Below are 20,530 nucleotides of genomic sequence, written 5' to 3'. Positions count from 1 at the left end.
ATGTCTCAAGCCCCCGAGCCGCGCAAAACGCTCGACCCTGATCAAGTGGCGTTTTGGCTGGCCCGTCATCCCGATTTTTTTGTTGGTCGTGAAGGCTTGCTGCAGCAACTTAAGGTACCGCACCCCCACATTGATGGGGCGGTATCGCTGCTAGAGCGCTTGGTAATCGATTTACGTCAGCGTGCTGAAACAGCAGAGGGACGGCTTGAGCACCTGCTAGAAACAGCACGGCATAATGAAGCCCAATACCGTCGACTGCGTGAGACGCTACTCAGTCTGGTGGGAGCAGAAGATCGTGATGCCTTGGCCCAAGCGCTTGCTATTCAGTTAAGCGAGCACTTTCAAACGCCGGCAATGGCACTATGGTGCCCATCTTCATTGAGTGACGAGGAGCCAACGCCGCCTCAACCACCACGCCATGTGTTGGACCAGCATGCCAGCGCTCGTTTGGCTGCGCTGCTAGATGGGCGCACCAGCCGTTGTGCCAAGCTCAGCGTTAGCGACTGGAAATGTCTGTTGCCACATACTAAAGCACCCCGGCGCGCGGGTTCTTGCGCCATTTCGCGTCTTTCGGCGGGCGAGCAACTGGGGTATTTGCTGCTCGCAAGTCCTGACCCCGACTGTTACCGCGCCAGTATGGATACGCTGTTTACAGAGTACCTGAGCGATATCGTGGCACGGCTACTGCTGCGCCTAGAACACCATGGATAGCCCAAGCTCATTAACGACGCAGGTCGAGGCGTATTTACGTAAGCTTGCGACCCACGCAAGCCCTGCCACCGTGGCTGCGTATCGTCAGGATTTAACCGCCCTGCAGCGTTTTTCTGAGCAACGCGGCGTCACCGAGGCAGCGACGTTAGACACTACATTTCTACGCGCCTTTTTGGGGGCGGAGCGCAGTCGCGGCCTCGCGCCGAGAAGTTTAGCCCGCCGCCGCGCTGCACTATCACGTTTTGCTGACTATCTTGTGCAGCATCACGTGCTTGCCGACAATCCGGTGGGGCTACTGCGCACGCCAAAGCAGCCAAGCCACTTGCCCAGACCGCTTGATGTGGATGCACTCTCACGCTTTTTAGACACGCCGCACGACGGCACGCCGCTGGCAATACGTGACCAAGCCATGCTCGAGTTGTTTTACTCCAGCGGTCTACGCCTAGCGGAGCTTGCTGCGCTGGATTTAGATAACTTAAATGCTCAGCATGTGCGGGTGATGGGGAAGGGCAGTAAACCCCGGCAAGTGCCCGTTGGTCAGCGAGCGGATCAAGCGATTAAGGCGTGGTTGTCGTGTCGGTCTGAGCTAGCGGCAACCGGCGAAATGGCGTTATTTGTTGGTCAGCGTGGGCAACGTCTGGGACACCGTGGTATTCAAAAGCGCTTGGCGCAACTTTCTATTGTGCGTGGTTTGCCTGAGCACCTTCATCCCCATCGCCTGCGTCACTCGTTTGCAAGTCATTTATTGGAATCCAGCCAAGATCTGCGGGCGGTGCAGGAATTGCTGGGCCACGCTAATTTATCGACTACTCAAGTCTACACCCGCCTGGATTGGCAGCACTTGGCCGAAAGCTATGATGCCGCTCACCCCCGCGCAAAACGCCGCACGACACGGAGTTAACCATGGCTTCTCTGCAAGCGATTACGTTTGATCTTGACGATACGCTATGGGACAACCAAGGCGTGATGGTAAAAACGGAAGAGGGCCACTATCGTTGGCTAATTGAAGCGCTGGCAACGTGGCGCAAAGCACGCCATGAAGCGCCATTAGCGCTAAGTTACCAGCAGGGGCTGGCCGATTATCTGGAGCGCCGCCAAGAGTGGGCCAAGCGGGTGCCAGAACGGCGTGGCGATTTTACCTGGCTGCGTTTGCGGGCGTTAGAAGCACAGCTGGAAGCCCAAGGCTTAGCACGCAGCAGTGCGTTGCTATGGGCTGCCGCTGCTATGAATGAGTTTCATCGTCTGCGGGTACAAGTAACGCCGCACCCCGAAGCCGCGGGGCTATTATCTGCGTTGAGCGAACGTTACCAGCTAGCCGCTATTACCAATGGCAATATTCACCTTAAACGCCAGCCGTTAGCGGCGTACTTTCCAGTGGCTATTGCTGCAGGCGAATTACTGGCGCCAAAACCAGATCCTAGGCCGTTTCTCACCGCCCTGGAGCGCCTGAATGTTGTGCCGCACCGCGCCATGCATGTAGGTGATTCCTGGCAAGAGGACATATTACCTGCACAGCAACTGGGCATGCACGCCGTATGGATCGCCGCGCAAGGCGACCAAGCCTTGCCTGCACGCACCCACCGCATTGCCCACGTGAAAGAATTGCCCGAGTTGATCAAGTGGTTGGAGCGACGCTCGTGAAAAAGCGGCTTGTTTAAGAAGACTGAGTTTGTTTGGCAAGATTCCGTTTAATCGGGAAAGCTTGGCTTGTTCGGCGATCCTTGGTTTACTCAGAAGTATGCAGCCACTGGTCGAGCTTTTGAGAAAGCGTATCTACACCGTCGCGCTTGAGCGATGAGAAAAGCTGAACGGAGACTAAGTCTTCCCACTCTTTAAGACGAGAGCGGACTTTTTGCAGCGCGGCACTAGCAGGGCCTTTTTTTAATTTATCGGACTTAGTAAGCAGAATGTGCACAGGCATTTCGCGCTCATCTGCATAGTTGAGCATCATTTGGTCGAACTCGGTTAGCGGGTGGCGCACGTCCATTAGCAGTACAAGGCCACGTAGGCTGAAGCGGCCACGCAGATAGTCAGACAGGTGCTGCTGCCACTCTAGTTTTACCGCTTCAGACACTTTGGCGTAGCCGTAGCCTGGCAAGTCGACTAAGCGACGCGATTCGTCGTTCATGACGCTGAAAAAGTTGATCAACTGGGTGCGGCCTGGCGTACGCGAGGTGCGGGCAAGGGCATTTTGTTGAGTAAGTGCGTTAATCGCGCTTGATTTACCCGCATTTGAGCGCCCAGCAAACGCGACTTCTGCGCCGGTATCGTCTGGACACAGAGCAAGCGTTGGCGCGCTGATCATAAAACGCGCTGTGGGGTAGTTCAGTCGAACGACTGGGTGATCATTGGCAGTAGACATGGTGTTAATCCTGAAAAACAGACGTATAAGACGGCCCGTTTCACCACGTTAACGTGAGTAAATGACGGTACCGCGACGAATTACCCCAAAAGCAGACCTGGACTTGCATTCCCGCCGCTAGGGTGATTCGTTATAATGCAAGCGGTTTATAACTGCGACCTGGGGCGCTAGTGTACCATCGCGCTCTAGCCAGCAGCGACCAACACGGCATGTTGTTCGTTTTGGCGGAGCTGACCCTGGTAAAGTGCTGAACCTGGGCAGCGCCCGGGATGCGTACCAGTCAATAATCAAACGGCATAGTGGAATAGCAATGAGAAAGTTACTGGCAAGCCTGGCAATTACCATGGGTGCCGTTGGCACCGTACACGCTCAAACCGACCACCAAGCTGACGCGGATGCGGCGGCAGGTCGTGAACTGGCTCAAACCTGTGCGGCCTGTCATGGTCAGCAAGGTATCAGCGCAGTGGGTACTTTCCCTAATCTGGCAGGGCAGCAGATGTCCTATCTGGCCAAGCAAATCATGGATATTCGCGACGGCAACCGCTTGGTTCCCACCATGGCTGGTCAAGTTGATGCATTCTCTGATCAAGATGCTTGGGATGTTGCGGCTCACTTTGCAGGCCAAAACGCAAATCTTGGCCAAACCAACGATGAAGACTCAGAGTTTTTAGCGCGCGGTGAAGAGCTGTACCGGGCGGGTGATATGTCCAAAGGTATTCCTGCTTGCAGTGCTTGTCATACACCTACGGGGGCTGGTATTGGCAGCGCGGTATATCCAGCGCTTTCAGGTCAGCACACAGAGTATATGGTGTCTACATTGCAAGACTTTGCTTCCGGTGAGCGTGCTAACAGCCCGAATAACATTATGGGCGATATTGCTTCTAAAATGAGTGATAACGACATGGAAGCTGTAGCGAATTATCTATTAGGCTTGAACTAGTCGCTGATGATAAATAAAGGTGCCCTATCTCACTGGTAATTAAAGAGATGGGGAACCTCTATGCATGTCCTGCAGTCATAGTCTCGCTCATTCTTGGAGAATTTTCGCTATGTTGAAAACGTTAATGGTCGCGATTGCTGGCTTAGGTTTATCTGCGGCAGTAAGTGCTCAGGAGTTGGTCGAGGGTCAGCACTACACCCTGCTTGAGTCGCCAGTGGAGACACAGGTCGACGAGGGGCAAATTGAAGTGACCGAAGCGTTTTGGTTTGGCTGCCCGCACTGCTATCGGCTGCAAACACCCGTAAATGAGTGGTACGAAACGCTTGAAGACGACGTTAGCATTGTCCATATGCCGGCTACCATGGGTGGTGCTTGGAACACTCATGCGACGGCGTTTTATGCAGCAGAATCTCTGGGTATCGAAGATGAACTGCACGCTGATTTCTTTGAGGCCATTCATGAAGATGGTCGCTCACTGACAGATGAGGATGAAATCGCCGAGTTTTTCTCTAATTACGGTGTCAGTGAAGAAGAAGCTAAGCAGGCGTTGAAGGCATTTGGCGTTCGTAGCGAAGTCAATAAAGCCAACAGCCGCATGCGTGAAATGCGCTTAATGGGTGTGCCGGCGCTTATTGTTGATGGCCGCTACGTTGTGTCGCCAAGCACGGCAGGTAGCTTGGAAAATATGCCGCAAATTGCGGATGCGCTTGTCGAGCGCGTGCGTAACGAGCGTGCACAATAACGGTGTTAGAGCATGGTCACGCAGGTGGGCAAGTAGGCTCGTCTGCGTTGTCTTTGGTTGAACGTGGCCATATCCGCTTACTGACATTTAATTTGCAGGTAGGTATTCAAACGTCGGCGTATCACCACTACCTCACGCGTAGTTGGCAGCATGTTTTGCCTCACCCTCAACGTCTGGAACGCTTGGCGCAAATGGGTAATGTGCTAGAGCCATTTGATGTGGTGGGCCTGCAAGAGGTTGATGGCGGTAGTTTTCGTTCCGGTCGCGTAAACCAAGTTGAATACCTTGCCGCTAAAGCACGCTTTCCCCATTACTTTCAGCAGCTAAATCGTAATTTAGGGCAGTTTGCTCAGCACAGTAATGGGCTATTGTCACGTATCGTGCCTAGCCACATCGAAGAGCACCGTCTGCCAGGAATGTTGCCAGGGCGTGGTGCAATTCACGCACGCTATGGTGAGGGACCAGATGCACTGCATATCTTTGTCGCCCACTTGGCGCTGAGCCAGCGCGGGCGTGTGCGTCAGCTAAATTATTTAAGCAATATTATCGAGCCGCTGCGCCATGTGGTAGTCATGGGTGATTTAAACTGCACGCCTGACCAGCTTCATGCTCATGAACGCTTTAGTACCTCGTTGCCACTTCACCCGGTTAAGCCGCTGCTTAGCTATCCATCCTGGCAGCCTCGGCGCGCCCTGGATCACATCCTGCTTTCCCAGACACTTGAAGTCGCAGATGTCCATGTACTGGACCATCTGTTTTCTGACCATTTACCGATTGCTGTCGATTTACCGTTACCTCCCGCCTGCCTAGCGGCGATTCGCCAAAGCGTTTAATAATAAGCTTGCTAGGCGGTTTATGGGCGCTGCATTGTCTGCGTATATGCGCTATTGTCTGGGGCGCTGACCCCCTTAGTCGTTTTACGCGAGACACTTCCATGTCAGATACAACACAACTACCTGCGTTTATCGCTGCGCTGGACCGCGCTTCGGAGTGGTTCGGACGTAGCCTTGCGTGGCTGATCATCATTATGATGTTGATTCAGTTCGCGATTGTACTGCTTCGTTATATTTTCAGCGTTAACAGTATTTTTATGCAAGAGCTGGTGATGTACATGCACGCCAGTGTCTTTATGCTCGCTGCGGCCTATACCTTTCGCCACGATGGCCATGTGCGTGTCGATATCTTCTATCGTGGAATGACGCCCCGTCGCCAAGCGCTGGTTAACATCGTGGGTATTATCACGCTGTTGATGCCTGTGATGGTTTTTGTCATTGCTTCCAGCTTGGGCTACGTCGCTAACTCCTGGCGTATTATGGAAACCTCCTCCGATTATGGTGGCATTCCAGCCGTCTTTGCACTGAAAACGTTAATACCGCTCTTTGCCATGCTAATGATACTGCAAGGTGTCATTGAGGTAGTGCGCAATGGCTATGTATTTACTGGCCGGATACCCCCATCTGTTGGTGATGACAACCACCTTGAGGAGCGCGTTTGATGCTGGAATTTATGCCGCTTGTTTTATTTGCCACCATTTGCATCGTGCTGATGTTTGGCTTTCCTGTAGCGCTTTCATTAGCAGGCACCGCGCTACTGTTTGCGGGGATGGGCCTAGGCCTCGAGACCATCGGCGTAGACGCCAATTTCGATAGTGGTTATCTCGCCGCGTTGCCCAACCGGCTTTACGGCATTATGACCAATCAAACGTTATTGGCAGTGCCATTATTTGTCTTAATGGGCGTTTTATTGGAGAAGTCCAAAGTAGCTGAAACACTGCTCGATGCGATGGCGCTGCTGTTTGGTGCCATGCGTGGCGGATTAGGTATTTCAGTGACATTGGTAGGTATGTTGATGGCAGCATCTACCGGCATTGTGGGGGCCACCGTGGTTACCATGGGGCTTATGTCGCTACCTACCATGCTAAAGCGCGGTTATAGCACCTCGCTGGCGACCGGCACCATTTGTGCGACCGGTACGCTTGGCCAGATCATCCCGCCCTCCATTGCATTGGTACTGCTTGGTGATGTGCTGTCGTCCGCTTACCAGCAGGCTCAGCTCTCGATGGGTATTTTCAGTCCTAAAACGGTCTCTGTAGGTGATCTGTTTATGGGCGCGCTGGTGCCGGGGTTACTCCTGGTCGTTATGTATATGATTTACGTGGCCCTGGTCGCGTGGTTGCGCCCGCAAATGGCGCCTGCCGCAGACCGTGAAGAGCTCATGGCGGAGCTTGGGCATACTTCCGGCCTTGGGATGCTGTTGTTGAAAGGCTTAGTACCGCCCGTGGTGCTCATTGTGGCAGTGCTTGGCTCGATTTTAAGCGGCTTTGCAACGCCTACCGAAGCGTCGGCTGTCGGTGCCTTTGGTGCCCTGGTGCTGGCCATTGCTTATCGTCAACTGGATTGGGCAACGCTGAAAGACGTGCTGCGTTCAACTACCCATGTGACGACCATGGTGTTTATGATTTTGATTGGTGCGGCACTGTTTTCGTTGGTCTTCCGGGCCTACGGCGGCGAGCATATGGTCACCGACTTGTTCGAAGGTATGCCTGGTGGAGTGGTGGGGGCGACCATTATCGTAATGCTGGTCATCTTCCTACTTGGCTTTATTCTCGACTTTATCGAAATCACGTTTGTGGTGGTGCCCATCGTTGGGCCGATTCTGCTGGCCATGGGGCTTGACCCAATTTGGCTGGGCATCATGATCGCTATTAACCTGCAAACGTCATTCTTAACCCCGCCGTTTGGCTTTGCGCTGTTTTATCTGCGCGGCGTAGCGCCACCCTCGGTACCGACCTCGGCAATTTACCGTGGGGTTATCCCGTTTATCCTGATGCAGCTTGGCATGTTGCTGATGCTAACGTTTTTCCCGCAGCTGGCCACATGGCTACCGACTCAATTTTAGGCTACGTCTTTTTGATTAGTGGCGAGTTGAAAACTATCGTGACTATCAACGCAACTAAGTGGCAACCTTAATCAAAAGCAGCCAAGCTGCATAAACTAACGGCTTGTAACAAACCGCCTAGCCAATTGGGCTAGGCGGCCTTCTCCTACCTATAACAGTAATAATAGAAGCAAGAGGGTTAATGTATGAAAGCCAATGCTTTACCTGTCGCCATTGCGATGACAACCGCTCTATCCACTAGTTTGCTGGTGGTTTCAAGTTTTGATAATCAAGCTCAGGCACAAGAAAATTTCCGCTGGAAAATGGTCACTTCCTGGCCGAAGAACTTCCCAGGTGTGGGGCAGGGTCCTGAGCGGCTCGCGCAACTGGTGGACGAGATGTCCGATGGTCGCCTGACCATTGAAGTGTTTGGCGCTGGCCAGTTGGTACCTGGGTTTGAGGTCTTTGATGCTGTGTCTGACGGCACTGCTGAGCTTGGCCACTCTGCTTCTTATTACTGGAAGGGCAAAGCCCCTGAAGCACAGTTCTTCGCTGCCGTGCCGTTTGGCATGAACGCACAGGAAATGAATGCCTGGCTGCATTTTGGCGGTGGCATGGAGTTGTGGAACGAAGTTTACGAGCCTTTTGGTGTGGATGTCATGGTGGCGGGTGCTTCTGGCGTGCAAATGGGTGGCTGGTATAACAAGGAAATCAATTCGATTGAGGACCTTGATGGTCTGAAAATGCGTATGCCAGGCTTAGGTGGTGAAGTGATGAGCCGTATGGGCGTCGCGATTGTTAACATGCCGGGTGGCGAAATCTTCACATCACTTCAGTCAGGTGCCATTGATGCGACGGAATGGATTGGCCCCTATAATGATTTAGCGTTCGGTCTGCATCAGGCTGCCGATTATTACTACTATCCTGGCTGGCACGAGCCGACGGTGATGTTTGAAACCATCGTCAACGAAGAAGCCTTAGCCGAATTGCCCGCTGATTTACAGGCTATTTTGACGACCGCAGTGCGCGATATTAATGCAAACGTGCTTGATGAATACACCGCGCGTAATAACGATGCGTTGGAGACGTTGGTCAACGAGCATGAGGTTGAACTGCGCCGTATTCCTGACGACGTGTTGGCTCAGGCCCGTGAGCATTCAGAAGACGTTATTGCTGAATTGGCTGAATCAAGCGAGCTGGGCACACGGATTTATGAGTCGTACCGTACCTTCCAGGATAAGGTCGGAAACTATCATGCGATTTCTGAGCAGGCATACTACAACGCACGTAATCCAGAAGGTGACACAACGCAGTAACGGCTCAATAGCGATGTAGCTATACTATTAGCATACTACTCTCGTTGAACACGCAATGGCTGCCTCTTAGGCGGCCATTGTTTTGGTTAAGAAGCCCTGTTTGGCGTTGTATTTGGGTATTTTAGAACACGACTGAACCGTTAATTAAGGAACACCATGTCCAACGATTCCCGCCTTCGCAATGTACTGACCATTGCAGGGTCTGACCCCTCTGGTGGTGCTGGCTTGCAGGGTGATCTGAAAACTTTTTCGGCGCTGGGTGTCTACGGCACCAATGTCATCACTGCTGTCATCGCTCAAAATACCTGTGGTGTGGCTTCCGTGTATCCGGTTTCGCCTCACGCTATTCGCGAGCAGTTAGAAAACCTGATAAATGATGTGGCATTAGACGCCGTTAAAATTGGCATGGTCGCCAGCCGGGAGGTTGCCGAAGTAATCGCTGACGTATTGCGGCAAAACCGCCCCCGCTGGATCGTGCTGGACCCGGTAATGGTGGCCAAAAGCGGTGATATTCTGGTCGATGACGCAGGCATTCGTGCCGTGCGCGATATATTGGTACCGTTGGCTGACGTAATTACGCCCAATTTGCCTGAAGCTGCTGTTCTGTTAGATGCCGAGTCACCGAATTCGCTGGATGACATGGAAGCGATGCTGCCAGCGCTAATTGAGTTGGGCGCGCCTTATGTGGTGCTGAAAGGTGGGCACCTGCGCGGAGATACCTGTCCTGACTTACTGGCAACCCCGGACGGCCACACATGGCTTCCTGCTTCGCGTATTGACACTGACAACCTGCACGGCACGGGCTGTGCTCTCTCGTCTGCGATCACTGCGTGTCTAGCAAAACTACCCGCCGATGCGGCGCCAAACGCACCTAAGCAAGCGATTGGTGAAGCCAAGTTGTGGCTACATGCTGCATTAGAAGCAAGCACGCGGCTAAGTGTCGGTCATGGGCGTGGGCCGGTGCACCACTTTCATGCGTGGTGGTGATGTAAATGACCTAGCGCCATAAACGTGCCGAGCAGCAGTGTAAAAAGTAAGTCACACCTTGCAGTATGCGCCAACGGACACCATGCTGAACATTGCCTGTTTGGCTATCTCACGTGTTACTGACGGTGCCGACTTGATCGGCCAGGGAGTTGTGCCATGTCTCGCACGCTGCTGTTTGCCACGGACCTTTCTCAGGATAACCGCGCTGCGTTTGCTCGCGCTCTTCGGCTGGCCTATGCCCAAGGGGCGCAGCTCGACATTCTTCACGTCCTTGACCCTTACTTGCCCCACCGTGTTCTTCACGACGTTGAAAGCGCGGTTAACGAAGATATCAGTGCCACATTGACCGACCTGCGCGAAGATTACGCGCTGGAAGCGCCTTCGCTGCTTATTCAAACCGTTGTGGGGGAGCCGCATGTTGAAATTGTGCGAGAAGCCCACGAGCGTAATGCCTCGTTAATTATTATGGGCATGCACCGTAAGCGCGGTCAGAAAGATCTTCTTTTGGGAACCACTGTGATGCGCGTGATGAGAAGTGCGCCTTGCCCGGTGGTGGTCGCCTCTTATCTACCGACGCAGCCTTGGCAACATATCCTGGTGCCGATCGATTTTTCGCTGACTGCTCGGCAAACACTCAGGGAGGCACTCATTCGCTTTCCAGAAGCGACGTTGACGCTACTGCATGCCTGGAGCTTACCTGGTGAGCGTGAGCTGGGCTCCCAGGCTAATTTTGCCCAGTGGCGAGATCACGAAGTAGAACGTTTACGCAGAACGCTGGATAACGAGATTGAGAGTTTAATGCGCGATCTTGACGGTGTCCCCGATATCGAGCTGGTGCTCGAACCAGGGCAGCCCTGTGATGTACTTCAAGATTATATGAAGCGACACTCTCCCGATTTGGTGATTATTGGAAGCCGTGGTCAGCCCCAGCACACCAGCCAAGTGACTGAAATGCTGTTAGGCGAACCTCACTGCGACCTCATGCTATGTCGCTCCTGGTAGTTGTTATACGGAACCTTTATTTTTGTTTTGTGTATGTATAGTTAGTGTTCTGAAAAATAGAGGCTTCGCTATGCTATATGTACACAAACACCCTTTAATACTGGGCACGCTGCTGTCAGTCGGTACACTTTTATCGGCACCCAGTGTGCTGGCAGATAGTGTGACTGAACGAGGAGAGCGCTTTGAGCGCGTCGTGGAAATTAATGGTCAGCACTACGCGTTAATGGGTAGTGGTGTGTTCCGCTATATGATCTGGACCGCCTATGCAGGAGCTTATTATCAGCTTGAGGGAGAAACTGAGCCGCTGCCATTGAGTGATGTCCCTCGTCGCCTTGAGTTAGCTTATTTTCATGACATTGAGGCGGCTGATTTTGCTGAAGCGACTGAGAAAACGCTAAAAGAGTCGCTGACACTCTATGAGTTTAGCCAGATTGAGGAGGACCTAGAGCGGCTGAATCAGCGCTATCGTGCTGTAGCGCCTGGTGATCGCTATCTACTCAGCTGGGATGGGGAGTCGCTGCAGCTCGCCCTTAATGGCGATGTGGTATTTGAAGATGACAGTGCTGAATTCGCCAGCGCTATGTTTGGTATTTGGTTGGGCGAGCGTCCTCTAAGCGATGGTTTTCGCGATGCGCTACTGGGCCAGGGTTAATTCAAATAAGGGTTTTGTCTGACGCCTGTGCCAGCGAGTACACTGTATTTTCTTTGGGACACATCGCAAGAGGCAAGTGTGAAGGCACTGATTCAGCGGGTAAAAAACGCCAGCGTGGCGGTCGAAGGTAAGATGGTGGGGGCCATTGACCATGGTCTTTTGGCTTTAGTGGGCGTTGAAAAGGGCGACAGTGAGGCCGATGCTGAAAAACTACTGCATAAGCTGCTGCACTACCGCGTTTTCAGTGACCAAGAAGGCAAAATGAATCATAACCTTCAGCAGGCTAACGGGGGCTTACTGCTGGTATCACAGTTTACGCTGGCCGCTGATACTCGCAAAGGTTTGCGCCCCAGCTTTTCTAGCGCGGCACCACCTGCTGAAGGCGAGCGCCTGTTTGACTATTTGGTGGCTAAGGCATCCGCTGCCTGGCCCAACGTTGCAACCGGCCAATTTGGCGCTGATATGCAAGTGGCGTTAGTTAACGATGGGCCGGTAACGTTCATGCTTGAGAGCTAAGCGACTTAATCCGACTAGATTCAAAGCAGCCCGAATTGGTTAGCCAAGGGTTAGGCATCTTCGCTGGCTAATAACTCTGCCTCCATTGTTTCCAGCGCTTCCTCGGCGGCGAGCCACTGCTGCTCGCTGGTGTCCAAGCGGCTTTTGATTTTCGCCTGTTGGGCAAGTGCTTCGGTCAGTTCTGCTTTACGAGCGCTGTCGGTATAAAGCGTCGGGTCAGCCAAAATAGCCTCTACTTCTTCAAGCGCCTGCTGGGTTTTCTCCATAGTTTTTTCAGCTTGATCGCGCGCTTTTTTCAGTGGTCGCAGCTTCTCGCGTAGTTCTGCTGCTGCCTTGCGAGCGGCTTTGCGGTCACCGCTAGGCTGCTGACTTTGGCGTTCGCTTTTTTCGCTACGCGCATCGCGCCTGCCCTCTTCCAAGCGCGCCTTTAGCCATGCCCGATAGTCATCGAGATCGCCATCAAAGGGTTCAACACGATGGTCGGCTACCCGCCAGAATTCATCAACCGTGGCACGCAATAAATGCCGGTCGTGAGACACCAGAATGACCGTGCCCTCAAAACTTGCCAGCGCCTCGGTGAGCGCCTCGCGCATTTCCAAGTCCAAATGGTTGGTTGGCTCATCGAGCAGCAGCAGGTTGGGTTTCTGCCAGGCGACTAGCGCGAGTGCCAAGCGCGCTTTTTCACCGCCAGAGTAAGTACCAACTTCGCCAAAGGCGTCATCGCCTTTAAAGCCAAAGCCACCTAGGAAATTGCGAATTTCCTGGTCACTGGCCGTGGGAGAGAGCCGTTGCACATGTACAAATGGCGTCGTTGTCACGTCCAAGCTTTCCAGCTGGTGCTGGGCAAAATAGCCAATGGCTAAATGCTCGCCTGGCACGCGCTTGCCCTCTAGCAGCGCCAGTTCACCGGTCAGTGATTTGATCAATGTCGATTTGCCCGCGCCGTTGGGGCCTAACAGACCGATGCGGCTACCGGGTAATAACGTAATGTTGACCTTCTCTAACTGCGCGACATCACCTGCTTCGCTGCGATAGCCAAGGGTCGCTTGGTCAAGCACAAGCAGCGGATGTGAGGTCTTATCTGCGGCAGGCAGCGTGAAGTGAAAAGGCGAATCTGTATGAGCAACAGCGATATCCCCCATACGCTCCAGCATTTTTACACGACTTTGCGCCTGCTTTGCTTTGGTTGCCTGGGCGCGAAAACGCGCTATAAAGCGCTCAATTTCTTCGCGGCGAGCCTGCTGTTTGGCTGCTTCTGCTTGCTGCAGAGCGAGTTTTTCAGCCCGCGTGCGCTCAAAGCGAGAGTAGTTGCCGCGGTAAAGCTCGAGCGTTTGATGATGCATATGCACAATGTGATCACACACGGCATCCAGAAAGTCGCGGTCATGAGAAATCAGCAGTAACGTGCCTGGGTAGCGGGTTAGCCACTGCTCTAGCCAAAGCAGGGCATCGAGATCCAGGTGGTTGGTCGGCTCATCAAGCAGTAGTAAGTCGGAAGGCATAAACAGCGTGCGGGCTAGGTTCACCCGCATACGCCAGCCACCGGAGAAATCTGACAAAGGCCGCTTAAGATCCGTTTGCACAAACCCGAGCCCTACCAGCAGCTGCGATGCCCGCGATTCTGCCGTGTAGCCATCCAGGGTTTCGATAAGCCCATGCAACTCGGCTTCCCGATGCGCATCGTCTGCTTCGCGCGCGGCGAGTAGATCAGCCTCTGCTTGTCGCAGCGCATAATCGCCATCCAGCACGTACTCCACAATGGGACGATCCAGCGCTTCAACTTCCTGGGCCATGTGGGCTATCCGCTGGCCGCCGCTCATCTCAACGTCGCCCTGGTCGGGGCCGAGCTCGCCTAGCAGAAGTTTGAATAAGCTCGACTTACCGGCGCCGTTTGCCCCGATAATGCCTGCCTTTATACCGCTGTGGAGCGTAAGGTCAGCGTTATCGAGTAGCGTTTGTGTACCCCGTTGCAGGGCGACTTGGCGCAGTGCGATCATGCATTCTCCCGAAAAAGTGGGTAAATCAATGTTCGATTCTAACCGATTCCAGCGCTTACAGCAGGCTCCACTATGGGATTTTGCACTGACATTTTATGCCCAGCCCGGAGTCGAGCAAGCATGCCTTGTTCTGCAAGATAGAGCAGGGGTGGATGTGTGTGAGCTGCTAGTGCATAGCTGGCTCTACCACTACGGTCTTCAGGTAACGCCTGGTGCGCTGTCAATGGAGCGCAAAGTGCGGGAGTGTTGGCAGCAGTCGGTCACCGCTGTTTTGCGGCAGTTGCGTCGTGATCTTAAGCCCCAAGCAGCAGAAAGTGAGGGCATTGCCCAGTTGCGAAAGACACTTCAGCAGGCCGAACTTCAAGCTGAGCGTGAGAACCTTCAACGCTGGCAGCACTGGATATTGCAAACGTCTGAACTTAACCAGCGGTTAACAAACTGCGCTATAAGTAAGCAAGATGTTGCACAATGGCTGCAAAGTAAGCTGTTTTCTGATGGCCTTGCGTTTGATCAAGTAGTTGTGTCACCCGAGCGCGAGAACGTCAGAGAGGCGATTGCTATACTTGCGACACGGCTTGACCGCTACGAGCGACCGCGCTAGCCTGAAATTAAGCTATTTTTGAATAACGCGTGTTTTAAGGTTGTTATTGCTTGTGTAACTGTTTCTAAACGGATTCAAAAAGATAGGCTTTATGAATGATGGTTTTATAAATAGTTACTCTAAAGTCACTGGCAACTAACAGAGCGTTTAAGAGCGACACGCATTATACAAAAATTAAATATTGGCGCACTCGCATAGCGCGCTTACCACTGCTAGGGGAACTCTGCATGAAGGCAAGCAAGTTAATTTCGACTCGTTCAGTAACGACTAAGTTAATGACGACGGCGAGCGTTGGTGCACTACTATTTGGTCTCAGCGCAGCCGCTCAAGCAGATAACTGGCGTTACGCCCACGAAGAGTACGAAGGCGATGTCCAAGATGTGTTCGCTTACGCATTCAAAGAATATATCGAAGAGAATTCCGATCACAGCGTTCAGGTTTATCGTTTTGGTGAATTAGGTGAATCTGATGACATCATGGAGCAGACCCAAAACGGCATTCTTCAGTTTGTAAACCAGTCGCCTGGTTTCACGGGTTCTCTGATCCCAGAAGCGCAAATCTTCTTTATCCCTTACCTGCTACCAACAGATGAAGAAACCGTCCTGACTTTCTTCGATGAGAGTAAGGCCATCAACGAGGTGTTCCCAGAGCTCTACGCTGAGCAAGGCCTTGAGCTATTGAAGATGTACCCTGAAGGTGAAATGGTCATTACCACCGACGAGCCGATCAGCTCGCCGGAAGATATGAATAACAAGAAAATTCGTACCATGACGAATCCATTGCTTTCAGAAACTTATGATGCCTTTGGTGCAACACCGACGCCGCTACCGTGGGGCGAAGTATATGGTGGTCTGCAAACCGGCATTATCGATGGTCAAGAAAATCCGATTTTCTGGATCGAGTCTGGCGGTTTATATGAAGTATCACCGCACCTTACCTTCACAGGCCATGGCTGGTTCACTACCGCCATGATGGCTAACCAAGACTTCTATGAAGGCTTGTCCGATGAAGACAAAGAGCTAGTTCAGGAAGCGTCTGATGCTGCCTATGATCACACAATCGAGCACATTAAAGGGCTAGCCGAAGAGGCATTAGCTAAAATCCAAGAAGCTTCGGATGAAGTCACTGTGACTCGTTTGGATGAAGAACAAATCCAGGCTTTCCGTGACCGCGCTCCACAAGTTGAAGAAGCCTTCTTAGAAATGACGGGTGATAAAGGTGCTGAGCTGCTGGAGCAGTTTAAAGCTGATCTCGAAGCTGTAACTAACGAGTAATTTACCGTTTAGTGCACTCATTTTGAACGGTAAATCACCTAGGGGGCAGCCAGCGCTGCCCCTTTTTTATTTTTATATGCACACCCGGTGCTGACAGCCACCTAGCAAAAAAAAGCGCGTAACCTTGCGTAAAACACAGAAAAATTTACGTACATCCAGCGTTGAAGCGGAAAGAGTTATTAACCGTTACGCTACAAAATGAGTAAGGCTGGACACGCTCCGTTCGGTGGTCAGTGAAAGAAGAGGCACTAGGTTTTTAATCGTTAGCTGCCACGCTGCATAAGAGGAGATCGGCCATGACCGAAGAAGAATCCGAAAAGAATTACAGCTCTGGTTTGCCCGGCATACTAGGCGTGATCGACACTGCAATTAGCAAAATCGAGTCAGTCATACTGGCGATGGGGGTTTTGCTAATGGCGCTGAATACGGTCACTAATGTTATTGCCCGCTTTGTATTTGGCAATAGCATTATGTTTTCAGGGGAATTAAACCGTATTTTGATCATTATGATTACCTTTGCGGGTATCGGCTACGCTGCTCGACACGGTCGTCATATTCGTATGTCAGCCATCTACGATGCCTTGCCTGTCGGGGGGCGTAAGGCATTGATGATAGGTATTTCGTTCTTTACCTCCCTCGTCATGTTCTTCCTGCTGTACTACTCCGTGGTGTACATCCTCGACCTTCAAAGCAAAGGTCGCGTGCTGCCGTCACTCGGGCTACCTATTTGGATCATTTATATCTGGGTACCAGTAGGTTTTCTCATTACGGGCATTCAGTACCTGTTAACGGCAATTAAAAACCTTACCTCTCGGGATGTATATCTCTCGACAGGGGTAGTTGATGGTTACAAAGACACCGAAACAGAAGTGTAAAGCAGGGCTTGCACTCTAGGGGAACGCTATGACGACGATAATGGTAGTCACCATGATTGCCCTGCTGCTGCTGGGCTTTCCTATGATGATCCCGCTGATCACGGCAGCGGTGATCGGCTTTTATATGATGTTTAACGGCTTCGGCCAAATGGATACGCTGATTCAACAGATGATGGCGGGTATCCGGCCTGCTTCGTTGATTGCGGTGCCGATGTTTATATTAGCGGCAGATATTATGACGCGTGGCCAGTCGGCCAATCGCTTAATTGATATGGTGATGTCCTTTATCGGTCATATCAAAGGCGGCCTTGCGGTCAGTACGGCGGCCTCCTGTACGCTGTTTGGCGCAGTTTCTGGTTCTACCCAGGCAACCGTAGTCGCGGTGGGCTCACCGCTGCGACCCAAGATGCTGAAAGCGGGCTATTCCGACCCATTTACACTGGCACTGATTATCAACGCGAGTGATATTGCCTTTTTGATACCCCCAAGTATTGGCATGATCATCTACGGGGTTATTTCAGGAACATCCATTGGCGAGCTGTTTATTGCGGGTATTGGGCCAGGGCTTCTGATCCTGTTTATGTTCTCAGTTTATTGCATCGTTTACGCTGTGGTAAAAGGCGTGCCTACCGAACCCCGCGCTAGCTGGAAAGAGCGTGCCGTAGCCGTGCAGAAAGCACTGTGGCCGCTAGGCTTTCCAGTCATTATCGTTGGCGGTATCTACGGAGGTATTTTTAGCCCGACAGAAGCCGCTGCGGCCTGTGTGCTCTATGCCGTATTGCTTGAGTTTGTGGTATTCCGTTCGCTCAAAATGAACGATATTTATGCGATTGCTAAATCCACCGGCTTAATTACCGCAGTGGTGTTTATATTGGTCGCTGTTGGTAATGGGTTCTCCTGGATAATTTCATTCGCGCAGATTCCACAAATGATTTTGGAAGCGGTAGGCGTCAATGAGGCTGGGCCGACAGGCGTACTGATTGCAATCTGTATCTCTTTCTTTGTCGCTTGCATGTTTGTTGACCCGATTGTGGTCATTCTGGTGCTTACGCCAATTTTTGCTCCGGCGATTGCGGCGACCGGTCTGGATCCTGTTCTGGTAGGTATTTTGATTACGCTGCAGGTAGCCATAGGTTCGGCGACCCCACCCTTTGGCTGCGATATATTTACCGCGATTGCGATCTTTAAGCGGCCTTACTGGGAAGTCATCAAAGGCACACCGCCCTTTATCTTTATGCTGATTTTAGCGGCGGCGCTGCTGATCATGTTTCCGCAAATTGCGCTGTTCTTGCGTGATATTGCCTTCCGCTAAGCAGTCACAAGGAGAACGCGGATGTTTAATCGCATTTTAATTCCCGTAGATGGCTCGAAAGGGGCGATTAACGCACTGGAGAAAGCGGTTGGCCTGCATATGCTCACCGGTGCCGAGCTTTATTTGCTGTGCGTATTTAAGCACCATAGTTTATTGGAGGCATCGCTTTCTATGGTGCGGCCGAATAAGCTGGATCTGCCTGATGATGCGCTAAAAGAGTACGCCACGGAAATTGCTGTACACGCTAAAGCCTACGCCATAGAGATGGGCGCAGACAGTGCGCGAGTAAGGGCGTTTGTGAAAGGTGGCCGCCCCTCGCGAACTATCGTGCGCTTTGCCCGAAAGAGGGAGTGCGATTTAATCGTGATCGGTGCTCAAGGAACCAATGGCGAGAAAAACCTGCTGTTGGGTAGTGTCTCCCAGCGCGTGGCGGGTGCGGCACACTGTCCCACATTGGTCGTTTAAGACACCAAACTACTGAACTTAATAGCGGTCTTACTAACACCCGCCATCTCAGGTAATGCAGCCTGAGATGGCGGGTGTTAGTCTTTGAGCTACTCAAACATTTGGCGCGTTGCGCCGTTGGATAAGGTTCTTTACATGAAAGTATTGTTTTCTTCCACCGCCTTGGCGAGTTTGTTACTGGTTGCTCCGTTCGCGGCAGCGGCTCCTGAAACCGACGAACAGCGTCTTGCCTATAGCTTAGGCGTCACTCTAGGCGAGAGCATGCAGGCTGATATTGAAGACCTCGATCTAGATACATTTACGGACGGCATGCGCGATGTCTTTGATGGCAACGAGTTGGCGTTAAGCGAGGAAGAAATGATGGAGGCGCTGGTCGCTTTCCAAGAGCGTTCTATGGCAGAGCGCGAGCAAGAAGCCGCTGAAATTGCCCAGCTTAATCTAGAGGAAGGCCAAGCTTACCTAGCGGAAAACGCTGAGCGTGAAGAAGTTGAAGTGACTGAGTCTGGCTTGCAGTATGAAGTGCTTGAGTCCGGTGACGGCGCAACGCCTGGCGCTGAAGACACCGTTGAAGTGAACTATGAAGGCATGCTGCTAGATGGCACCGTATTCGACAGTTCCTTTGAGCGTGGTCAGTCGGTGAGTTTCCAGGTAAATCAAGTCATTGAAGGTTGGCAGGAAGCGCTTCAACTGATGAGCGTTGGCGACAGCTGGATGCTATATATCCCTGCTGAGCTGGCTTATGGTGAAGGCGGCCAAGGCCCTATTGGCCCAAATGAAATGCTGACGTTCCGTGTTGAACTGTTAGGCGTAGAGTAAATGACACGTCCCGCCGCTTCTACATCTTGTTTTTTGGGTGCGCTGTTACTGCTGGGCAGCACGGCTGTTCACGCTGAAGCAGATACCGTGCCTGGTGATTTACCTGCACTAAGCGCAGCGAGCGATCACGCGAGCGTGGTAGGTGTCTCTTCTGGCGGTTACATGGCCGCACAGTTGGCGGTTGCTTGGCCTGAGCGCTTTAGTGGTGTAGGTGTATTAGCGGCGGGCCCTTGGAGCTGTGCCCAGGGCGCGCTCAGTTTGGCGCTTAACCAGTGCATGAGCACCCGCCGTGGGTTGCCTTCCTTGGATGAGCTGGACCGTCGGCGCGAGCGTTACGAGTCGCTTGAGCAGGTGGGGGAGCGCGACGCATTAAGCCAGCTGCGTGCCTATGTATGGCACGGTGATGAAGATGGCACGGTTTCTCCAGAGCTAGGGAGTTTGTTAGCAGAACAGTGGCAGCGCTGGCTGGCATCTTCAGAACAGCTGCGTTTCGTGCGCAGTGAGAACACAGGCCATGGCTGGCCCATCAAACTGCCGAAGCAGGCCAACGCTAGCCCCCAGGCACTTGGCGACTGTCGCCAGGGCGGTGGTAGCCATGTACTTGCCTGTGATGAGAACGTGGCTGGCGATATGCTCTCATGGCTTTACCCTGAGCGTGAGGCTAATGCTAGCGAGGGCGAAGTGATTGCCTTTGATCAGTCGGAGTTCGCGGTTAAAGGCTTGGCTGATGTGGGATATCTGTTTATTCCTGAGGCGTGTGAGGCGGGAGGGTGTCCTGTCACAATAGCCTTGCATGGTTGTCAAATGAGCGTTGATGCCATTGGCGATACGTTTGTACGCCACAGTGGTTTGAACCGTTGGGCAGCAGACCATGGTCAAGTGGTGCTATACCCGCAGGCGGAAAGCAGTATGGCTAATCCTCAGGGGTGCTGGGATTGGTGGGGCTTTGCCGAAAGTACTTGGCAGCTCAACCCGCTGCATGACACGCGTGATGGCACTCAAGCCAGAGCGCTAATGGAGATGCTTGAACACCTACAAAGCACGCCTTAATTCCAAGTACATCCTAAAACCAGAGACTTCACCGT

General features: G+C 52.5%; 22 protein-coding genes. 20 read left to right on the top strand and 2 right to left on the bottom strand.

Annotated features, from left to right (window positions below; all coding sequences use genetic code 11):
* The 3 genes from INT21_RS08040 to INT21_RS08030 are packed head-to-tail and all read left to right on the top strand — an operon-like array spanning position 1 to position 2,352.
* A complete protein-coding gene (locus INT21_RS08040) occupies positions 1 to 711 on the top strand; it encodes a DUF484 family protein (protein ID WP_125753020.1) in 711 nt (236 codons plus the stop codon).
* On the top strand, positions 704 to 1,612 hold the full coding sequence (locus INT21_RS08035) for a tyrosine recombinase XerC (RefSeq protein WP_193059346.1): 909 nt from the start codon (positions 704 to 706) through the stop codon (positions 1,610 to 1,612). The genes INT21_RS08040 and INT21_RS08035 overlap by 8 nt, the downstream gene beginning before the upstream one ends.
* A gap of 2 nt (positions 1,613 to 1,614) precedes the next feature.
* Positions 1,615 to 2,352, top strand: coding sequence for an HAD family hydrolase (locus INT21_RS08030; RefSeq protein ID WP_193059347.1), 738 nt, complete (start codon positions 1,615 to 1,617; stop codon positions 2,350 to 2,352).
* Between the two features lie 85 nt (positions 2,353 to 2,437).
* Here INT21_RS08030 and yihA read toward each other — a convergent pair whose 3' ends face one another.
* Positions 2,438 to 3,073, bottom strand: coding sequence for a ribosome biogenesis GTP-binding protein YihA/YsxC (yihA, locus tag INT21_RS08025; RefSeq protein WP_193085031.1), 636 nt, complete (start codon positions 3,071 to 3,073; stop codon positions 2,438 to 2,440).
* A 310-nt stretch (positions 3,074 to 3,383) separates the two neighbouring features.
* Here yihA and INT21_RS08020 point away from each other — a divergent pair, with 310 nt between their 5' ends.
* From INT21_RS08020 to dtd, 10 genes are all read left to right on the top strand, one after another.
* The gene (locus tag INT21_RS08020) at positions 3,384 to 4,013 is read left to right on the top strand and encodes a c-type cytochrome (RefSeq protein ID WP_089040247.1); all 630 of its coding nucleotides are present in this window, start codon (positions 3,384 to 3,386) and stop codon (positions 4,011 to 4,013) included.
* A gap of 109 nt (positions 4,014 to 4,122) precedes the next feature.
* Positions 4,123 to 4,755 carry a thiol:disulfide interchange protein DsbA/DsbL gene (locus INT21_RS08015; protein ID WP_038479582.1) on the top strand — a complete coding sequence of 211 codons (633 nt, stop codon included), beginning with the start codon at positions 4,123 to 4,125 and terminating at the stop codon, positions 4,753 to 4,755.
* Positions 4,756 to 4,757: 2 nt separating this feature from the next.
* Positions 4,758 to 5,588 carry an endonuclease/exonuclease/phosphatase family protein gene (locus INT21_RS08010; RefSeq protein ID WP_193059348.1) on the top strand — a complete coding sequence of 277 codons (831 nt, stop codon included), beginning with the start codon at positions 4,758 to 4,760 and terminating at the stop codon, positions 5,586 to 5,588.
* Between the two features lie 101 nt (positions 5,589 to 5,689).
* Entirely contained in the window at positions 5,690 to 6,250 is a 561-nt protein-coding gene (locus INT21_RS08005) for a TRAP transporter small permease subunit (protein ID WP_089040249.1), read from the top strand.
* Positions 6,250 to 7,653 carry a TRAP transporter large permease gene (locus tag INT21_RS08000; protein WP_120386047.1) on the top strand — a complete coding sequence of 468 codons (1,404 nt, stop codon included), beginning with the start codon at positions 6,250 to 6,252 and terminating at the stop codon, positions 7,651 to 7,653. The genes INT21_RS08005 and INT21_RS08000 overlap by 1 nt, the downstream gene beginning before the upstream one ends.
* Before the next feature lie 185 nt (positions 7,654 to 7,838).
* Positions 7,839 to 8,948: a TRAP transporter substrate-binding protein gene (locus INT21_RS07995; protein ID WP_089040251.1), complete on the top strand. Its 1,110-nt coding sequence runs from the start codon at positions 7,839 to 7,841 to the stop codon at positions 8,946 to 8,948.
* 156 nt (positions 8,949 to 9,104) lie between these two features.
* A complete protein-coding gene (gene thiD, locus INT21_RS07990; protein ID WP_193059349.1) occupies positions 9,105 to 9,935 on the top strand; it encodes a bifunctional hydroxymethylpyrimidine kinase/phosphomethylpyrimidine kinase in 831 nt (276 codons plus the stop codon).
* 156 nt (positions 9,936 to 10,091) lie between these two features.
* Entirely contained in the window at positions 10,092 to 10,937 is an 846-nt protein-coding gene (locus INT21_RS07985) for a universal stress protein (protein ID WP_193059350.1), read from the top strand.
* A 70-nt stretch (positions 10,938 to 11,007) separates the two neighbouring features.
* Positions 11,008 to 11,589, top strand: a complete 582-nt coding sequence (locus INT21_RS07980; RefSeq protein ID WP_193059351.1) for a chalcone isomerase family protein — start codon at positions 11,008 to 11,010, stop codon at positions 11,587 to 11,589.
* Between the two features lie 78 nt (positions 11,590 to 11,667).
* Complete coding sequence (gene dtd / locus INT21_RS07975; protein ID WP_193059352.1) at positions 11,668 to 12,105, top strand: D-aminoacyl-tRNA deacylase; 438 nt, start codon at positions 11,668 to 11,670, stop codon at positions 12,103 to 12,105.
* A 50-nt stretch (positions 12,106 to 12,155) separates the two neighbouring features.
* On the opposite strand, the gene INT21_RS07970 is transcribed toward dtd, so the two are convergent.
* Positions 12,156 to 14,102 carry an ATP-binding cassette domain-containing protein gene (locus tag INT21_RS07970; protein WP_193059353.1) on the bottom strand — a complete coding sequence of 649 codons (1,947 nt, stop codon included), beginning with the start codon at positions 14,100 to 14,102 and terminating at the stop codon, positions 12,156 to 12,158.
* Between INT21_RS07970 and INT21_RS07965 the strand changes: the two genes are divergently transcribed.
* From INT21_RS07965 to INT21_RS07935, 7 genes are all read left to right on the top strand, one after another.
* The gene (locus INT21_RS07965; RefSeq protein WP_226912818.1) at positions 14,101 to 14,703 is read left to right on the top strand and encodes a TIGR02444 family protein; all 603 of its coding nucleotides are present in this window, start codon (positions 14,101 to 14,103) and stop codon (positions 14,701 to 14,703) included. The genes INT21_RS07970 and INT21_RS07965 overlap by 2 nt on opposite strands.
* A gap of 227 nt (positions 14,704 to 14,930) precedes the next feature.
* Entirely contained in the window at positions 14,931 to 15,977 is a 1,047-nt protein-coding gene (locus INT21_RS07960; protein WP_089040257.1) for a TRAP transporter substrate-binding protein, read from the top strand.
* Between the two features lie 296 nt (positions 15,978 to 16,273).
* Positions 16,274 to 16,852 (top strand): TRAP transporter small permease, encoded by a 579-nt coding sequence (locus INT21_RS07955; protein ID WP_089040258.1) that lies wholly within the window; start codon positions 16,274 to 16,276, stop codon positions 16,850 to 16,852.
* Between the two features lie 28 nt (positions 16,853 to 16,880).
* Positions 16,881 to 18,164: a TRAP transporter large permease gene (locus INT21_RS07950; RefSeq protein WP_089040259.1), complete on the top strand. Its 1,284-nt coding sequence runs from the start codon at positions 16,881 to 16,883 to the stop codon at positions 18,162 to 18,164.
* A gap of 21 nt (positions 18,165 to 18,185) precedes the next feature.
* Positions 18,186 to 18,629, top strand: a complete 444-nt coding sequence (locus INT21_RS07945; protein ID WP_089040260.1) for a universal stress protein — start codon at positions 18,186 to 18,188, stop codon at positions 18,627 to 18,629.
* A 135-nt stretch (positions 18,630 to 18,764) separates the two neighbouring features.
* Complete coding sequence (locus INT21_RS07940) at positions 18,765 to 19,445, top strand: FKBP-type peptidyl-prolyl cis-trans isomerase (protein WP_193059354.1); 681 nt, start codon at positions 18,765 to 18,767, stop codon at positions 19,443 to 19,445.
* The gene (locus tag INT21_RS07935; RefSeq protein WP_193059355.1) at positions 19,446 to 20,495 is read left to right on the top strand and encodes a PHB depolymerase family esterase; all 1,050 of its coding nucleotides are present in this window, start codon (positions 19,446 to 19,448) and stop codon (positions 20,493 to 20,495) included.
* Positions 20,496 to 20,530 lie beyond the last annotated feature (35 nt).

The organism is Halomonas sp. 3F2F (assembly GCF_014897805.1).
Classification (GTDB): Bacteria; Pseudomonadota; Gammaproteobacteria; order Pseudomonadales; family Halomonadaceae; genus Vreelandella.
This window is presented reverse-complemented; position numbering and strand designations above follow the sequence as displayed.

Excerpts from the sequence above, each read along its gene's own strand:
- yihA (WP_193085031.1), bottom strand. The coding sequence starts at position 3,073 with ATGTCTACTGCCAATGATCACCCAGTCGTTCGACTGAACTACCCCACA.
- INT21_RS07995 (WP_089040251.1), top strand. The coding sequence starts at position 7,839 with ATGAAAGCCAATGCTTTACCTGTCGCCATTGCGATGACAACCGCTCTA.
- INT21_RS08015 (WP_038479582.1), top strand. The coding sequence starts at position 4,123 with ATGTTGAAAACGTTAATGGTCGCGATTGCTGGCTTAGGTTTATCTGCG.
- INT21_RS08035 (WP_193059346.1), top strand. The coding sequence starts at position 704 with ATGGATAGCCCAAGCTCATTAACGACGCAGGTCGAGGCGTATTTACGT.
- INT21_RS07945 (WP_089040260.1), top strand. The coding sequence starts at position 18,186 with ATGTTTAATCGCATTTTAATTCCCGTAGATGGCTCGAAAGGGGCGATT.
- INT21_RS08040 (WP_125753020.1), top strand. The coding sequence starts at position 1 with ATGTCTCAAGCCCCCGAGCCGCGCAAAACGCTCGACCCTGATCAAGTG.
- INT21_RS08005 (WP_089040249.1), top strand. The coding sequence starts at position 5,690 with ATGTCAGATACAACACAACTACCTGCGTTTATCGCTGCGCTGGACCGC.
- INT21_RS07935 (WP_193059355.1), top strand. The coding sequence starts at position 19,446 with ATGACACGTCCCGCCGCTTCTACATCTTGTTTTTTGGGTGCGCTGTTA.
- INT21_RS07960 (WP_089040257.1), top strand. The coding sequence starts at position 14,931 with ATGAAGGCAAGCAAGTTAATTTCGACTCGTTCAGTAACGACTAAGTTA.
- INT21_RS08000 (WP_120386047.1), top strand. The coding sequence starts at position 6,250 with ATGCTGGAATTTATGCCGCTTGTTTTATTTGCCACCATTTGCATCGTG.
- INT21_RS07950 (WP_089040259.1), top strand. The coding sequence starts at position 16,881 with ATGACGACGATAATGGTAGTCACCATGATTGCCCTGCTGCTGCTGGGC.
- INT21_RS07965 (WP_226912818.1), top strand. The coding sequence starts at position 14,101 with ATGCATTCTCCCGAAAAAGTGGGTAAATCAATGTTCGATTCTAACCGA.
- INT21_RS07980 (WP_193059351.1), top strand. The coding sequence starts at position 11,008 with ATGCTATATGTACACAAACACCCTTTAATACTGGGCACGCTGCTGTCA.
- INT21_RS08030 (WP_193059347.1), top strand. The coding sequence starts at position 1,615 with ATGGCTTCTCTGCAAGCGATTACGTTTGATCTTGACGATACGCTATGG.
- INT21_RS07970 (WP_193059353.1), bottom strand. The coding sequence starts at position 14,102 with ATGATCGCACTGCGCCAAGTCGCCCTGCAACGGGGTACACAAACGCTA.
- INT21_RS07955 (WP_089040258.1), top strand. The coding sequence starts at position 16,274 with ATGACCGAAGAAGAATCCGAAAAGAATTACAGCTCTGGTTTGCCCGGC.
- thiD (WP_193059349.1), top strand. The coding sequence starts at position 9,105 with ATGTCCAACGATTCCCGCCTTCGCAATGTACTGACCATTGCAGGGTCT.
- INT21_RS07985 (WP_193059350.1), top strand. The coding sequence starts at position 10,092 with ATGTCTCGCACGCTGCTGTTTGCCACGGACCTTTCTCAGGATAACCGC.
- INT21_RS07940 (WP_193059354.1), top strand. The coding sequence starts at position 18,765 with ATGAAAGTATTGTTTTCTTCCACCGCCTTGGCGAGTTTGTTACTGGTT.
- INT21_RS08020 (WP_089040247.1), top strand. The coding sequence starts at position 3,384 with ATGAGAAAGTTACTGGCAAGCCTGGCAATTACCATGGGTGCCGTTGGC.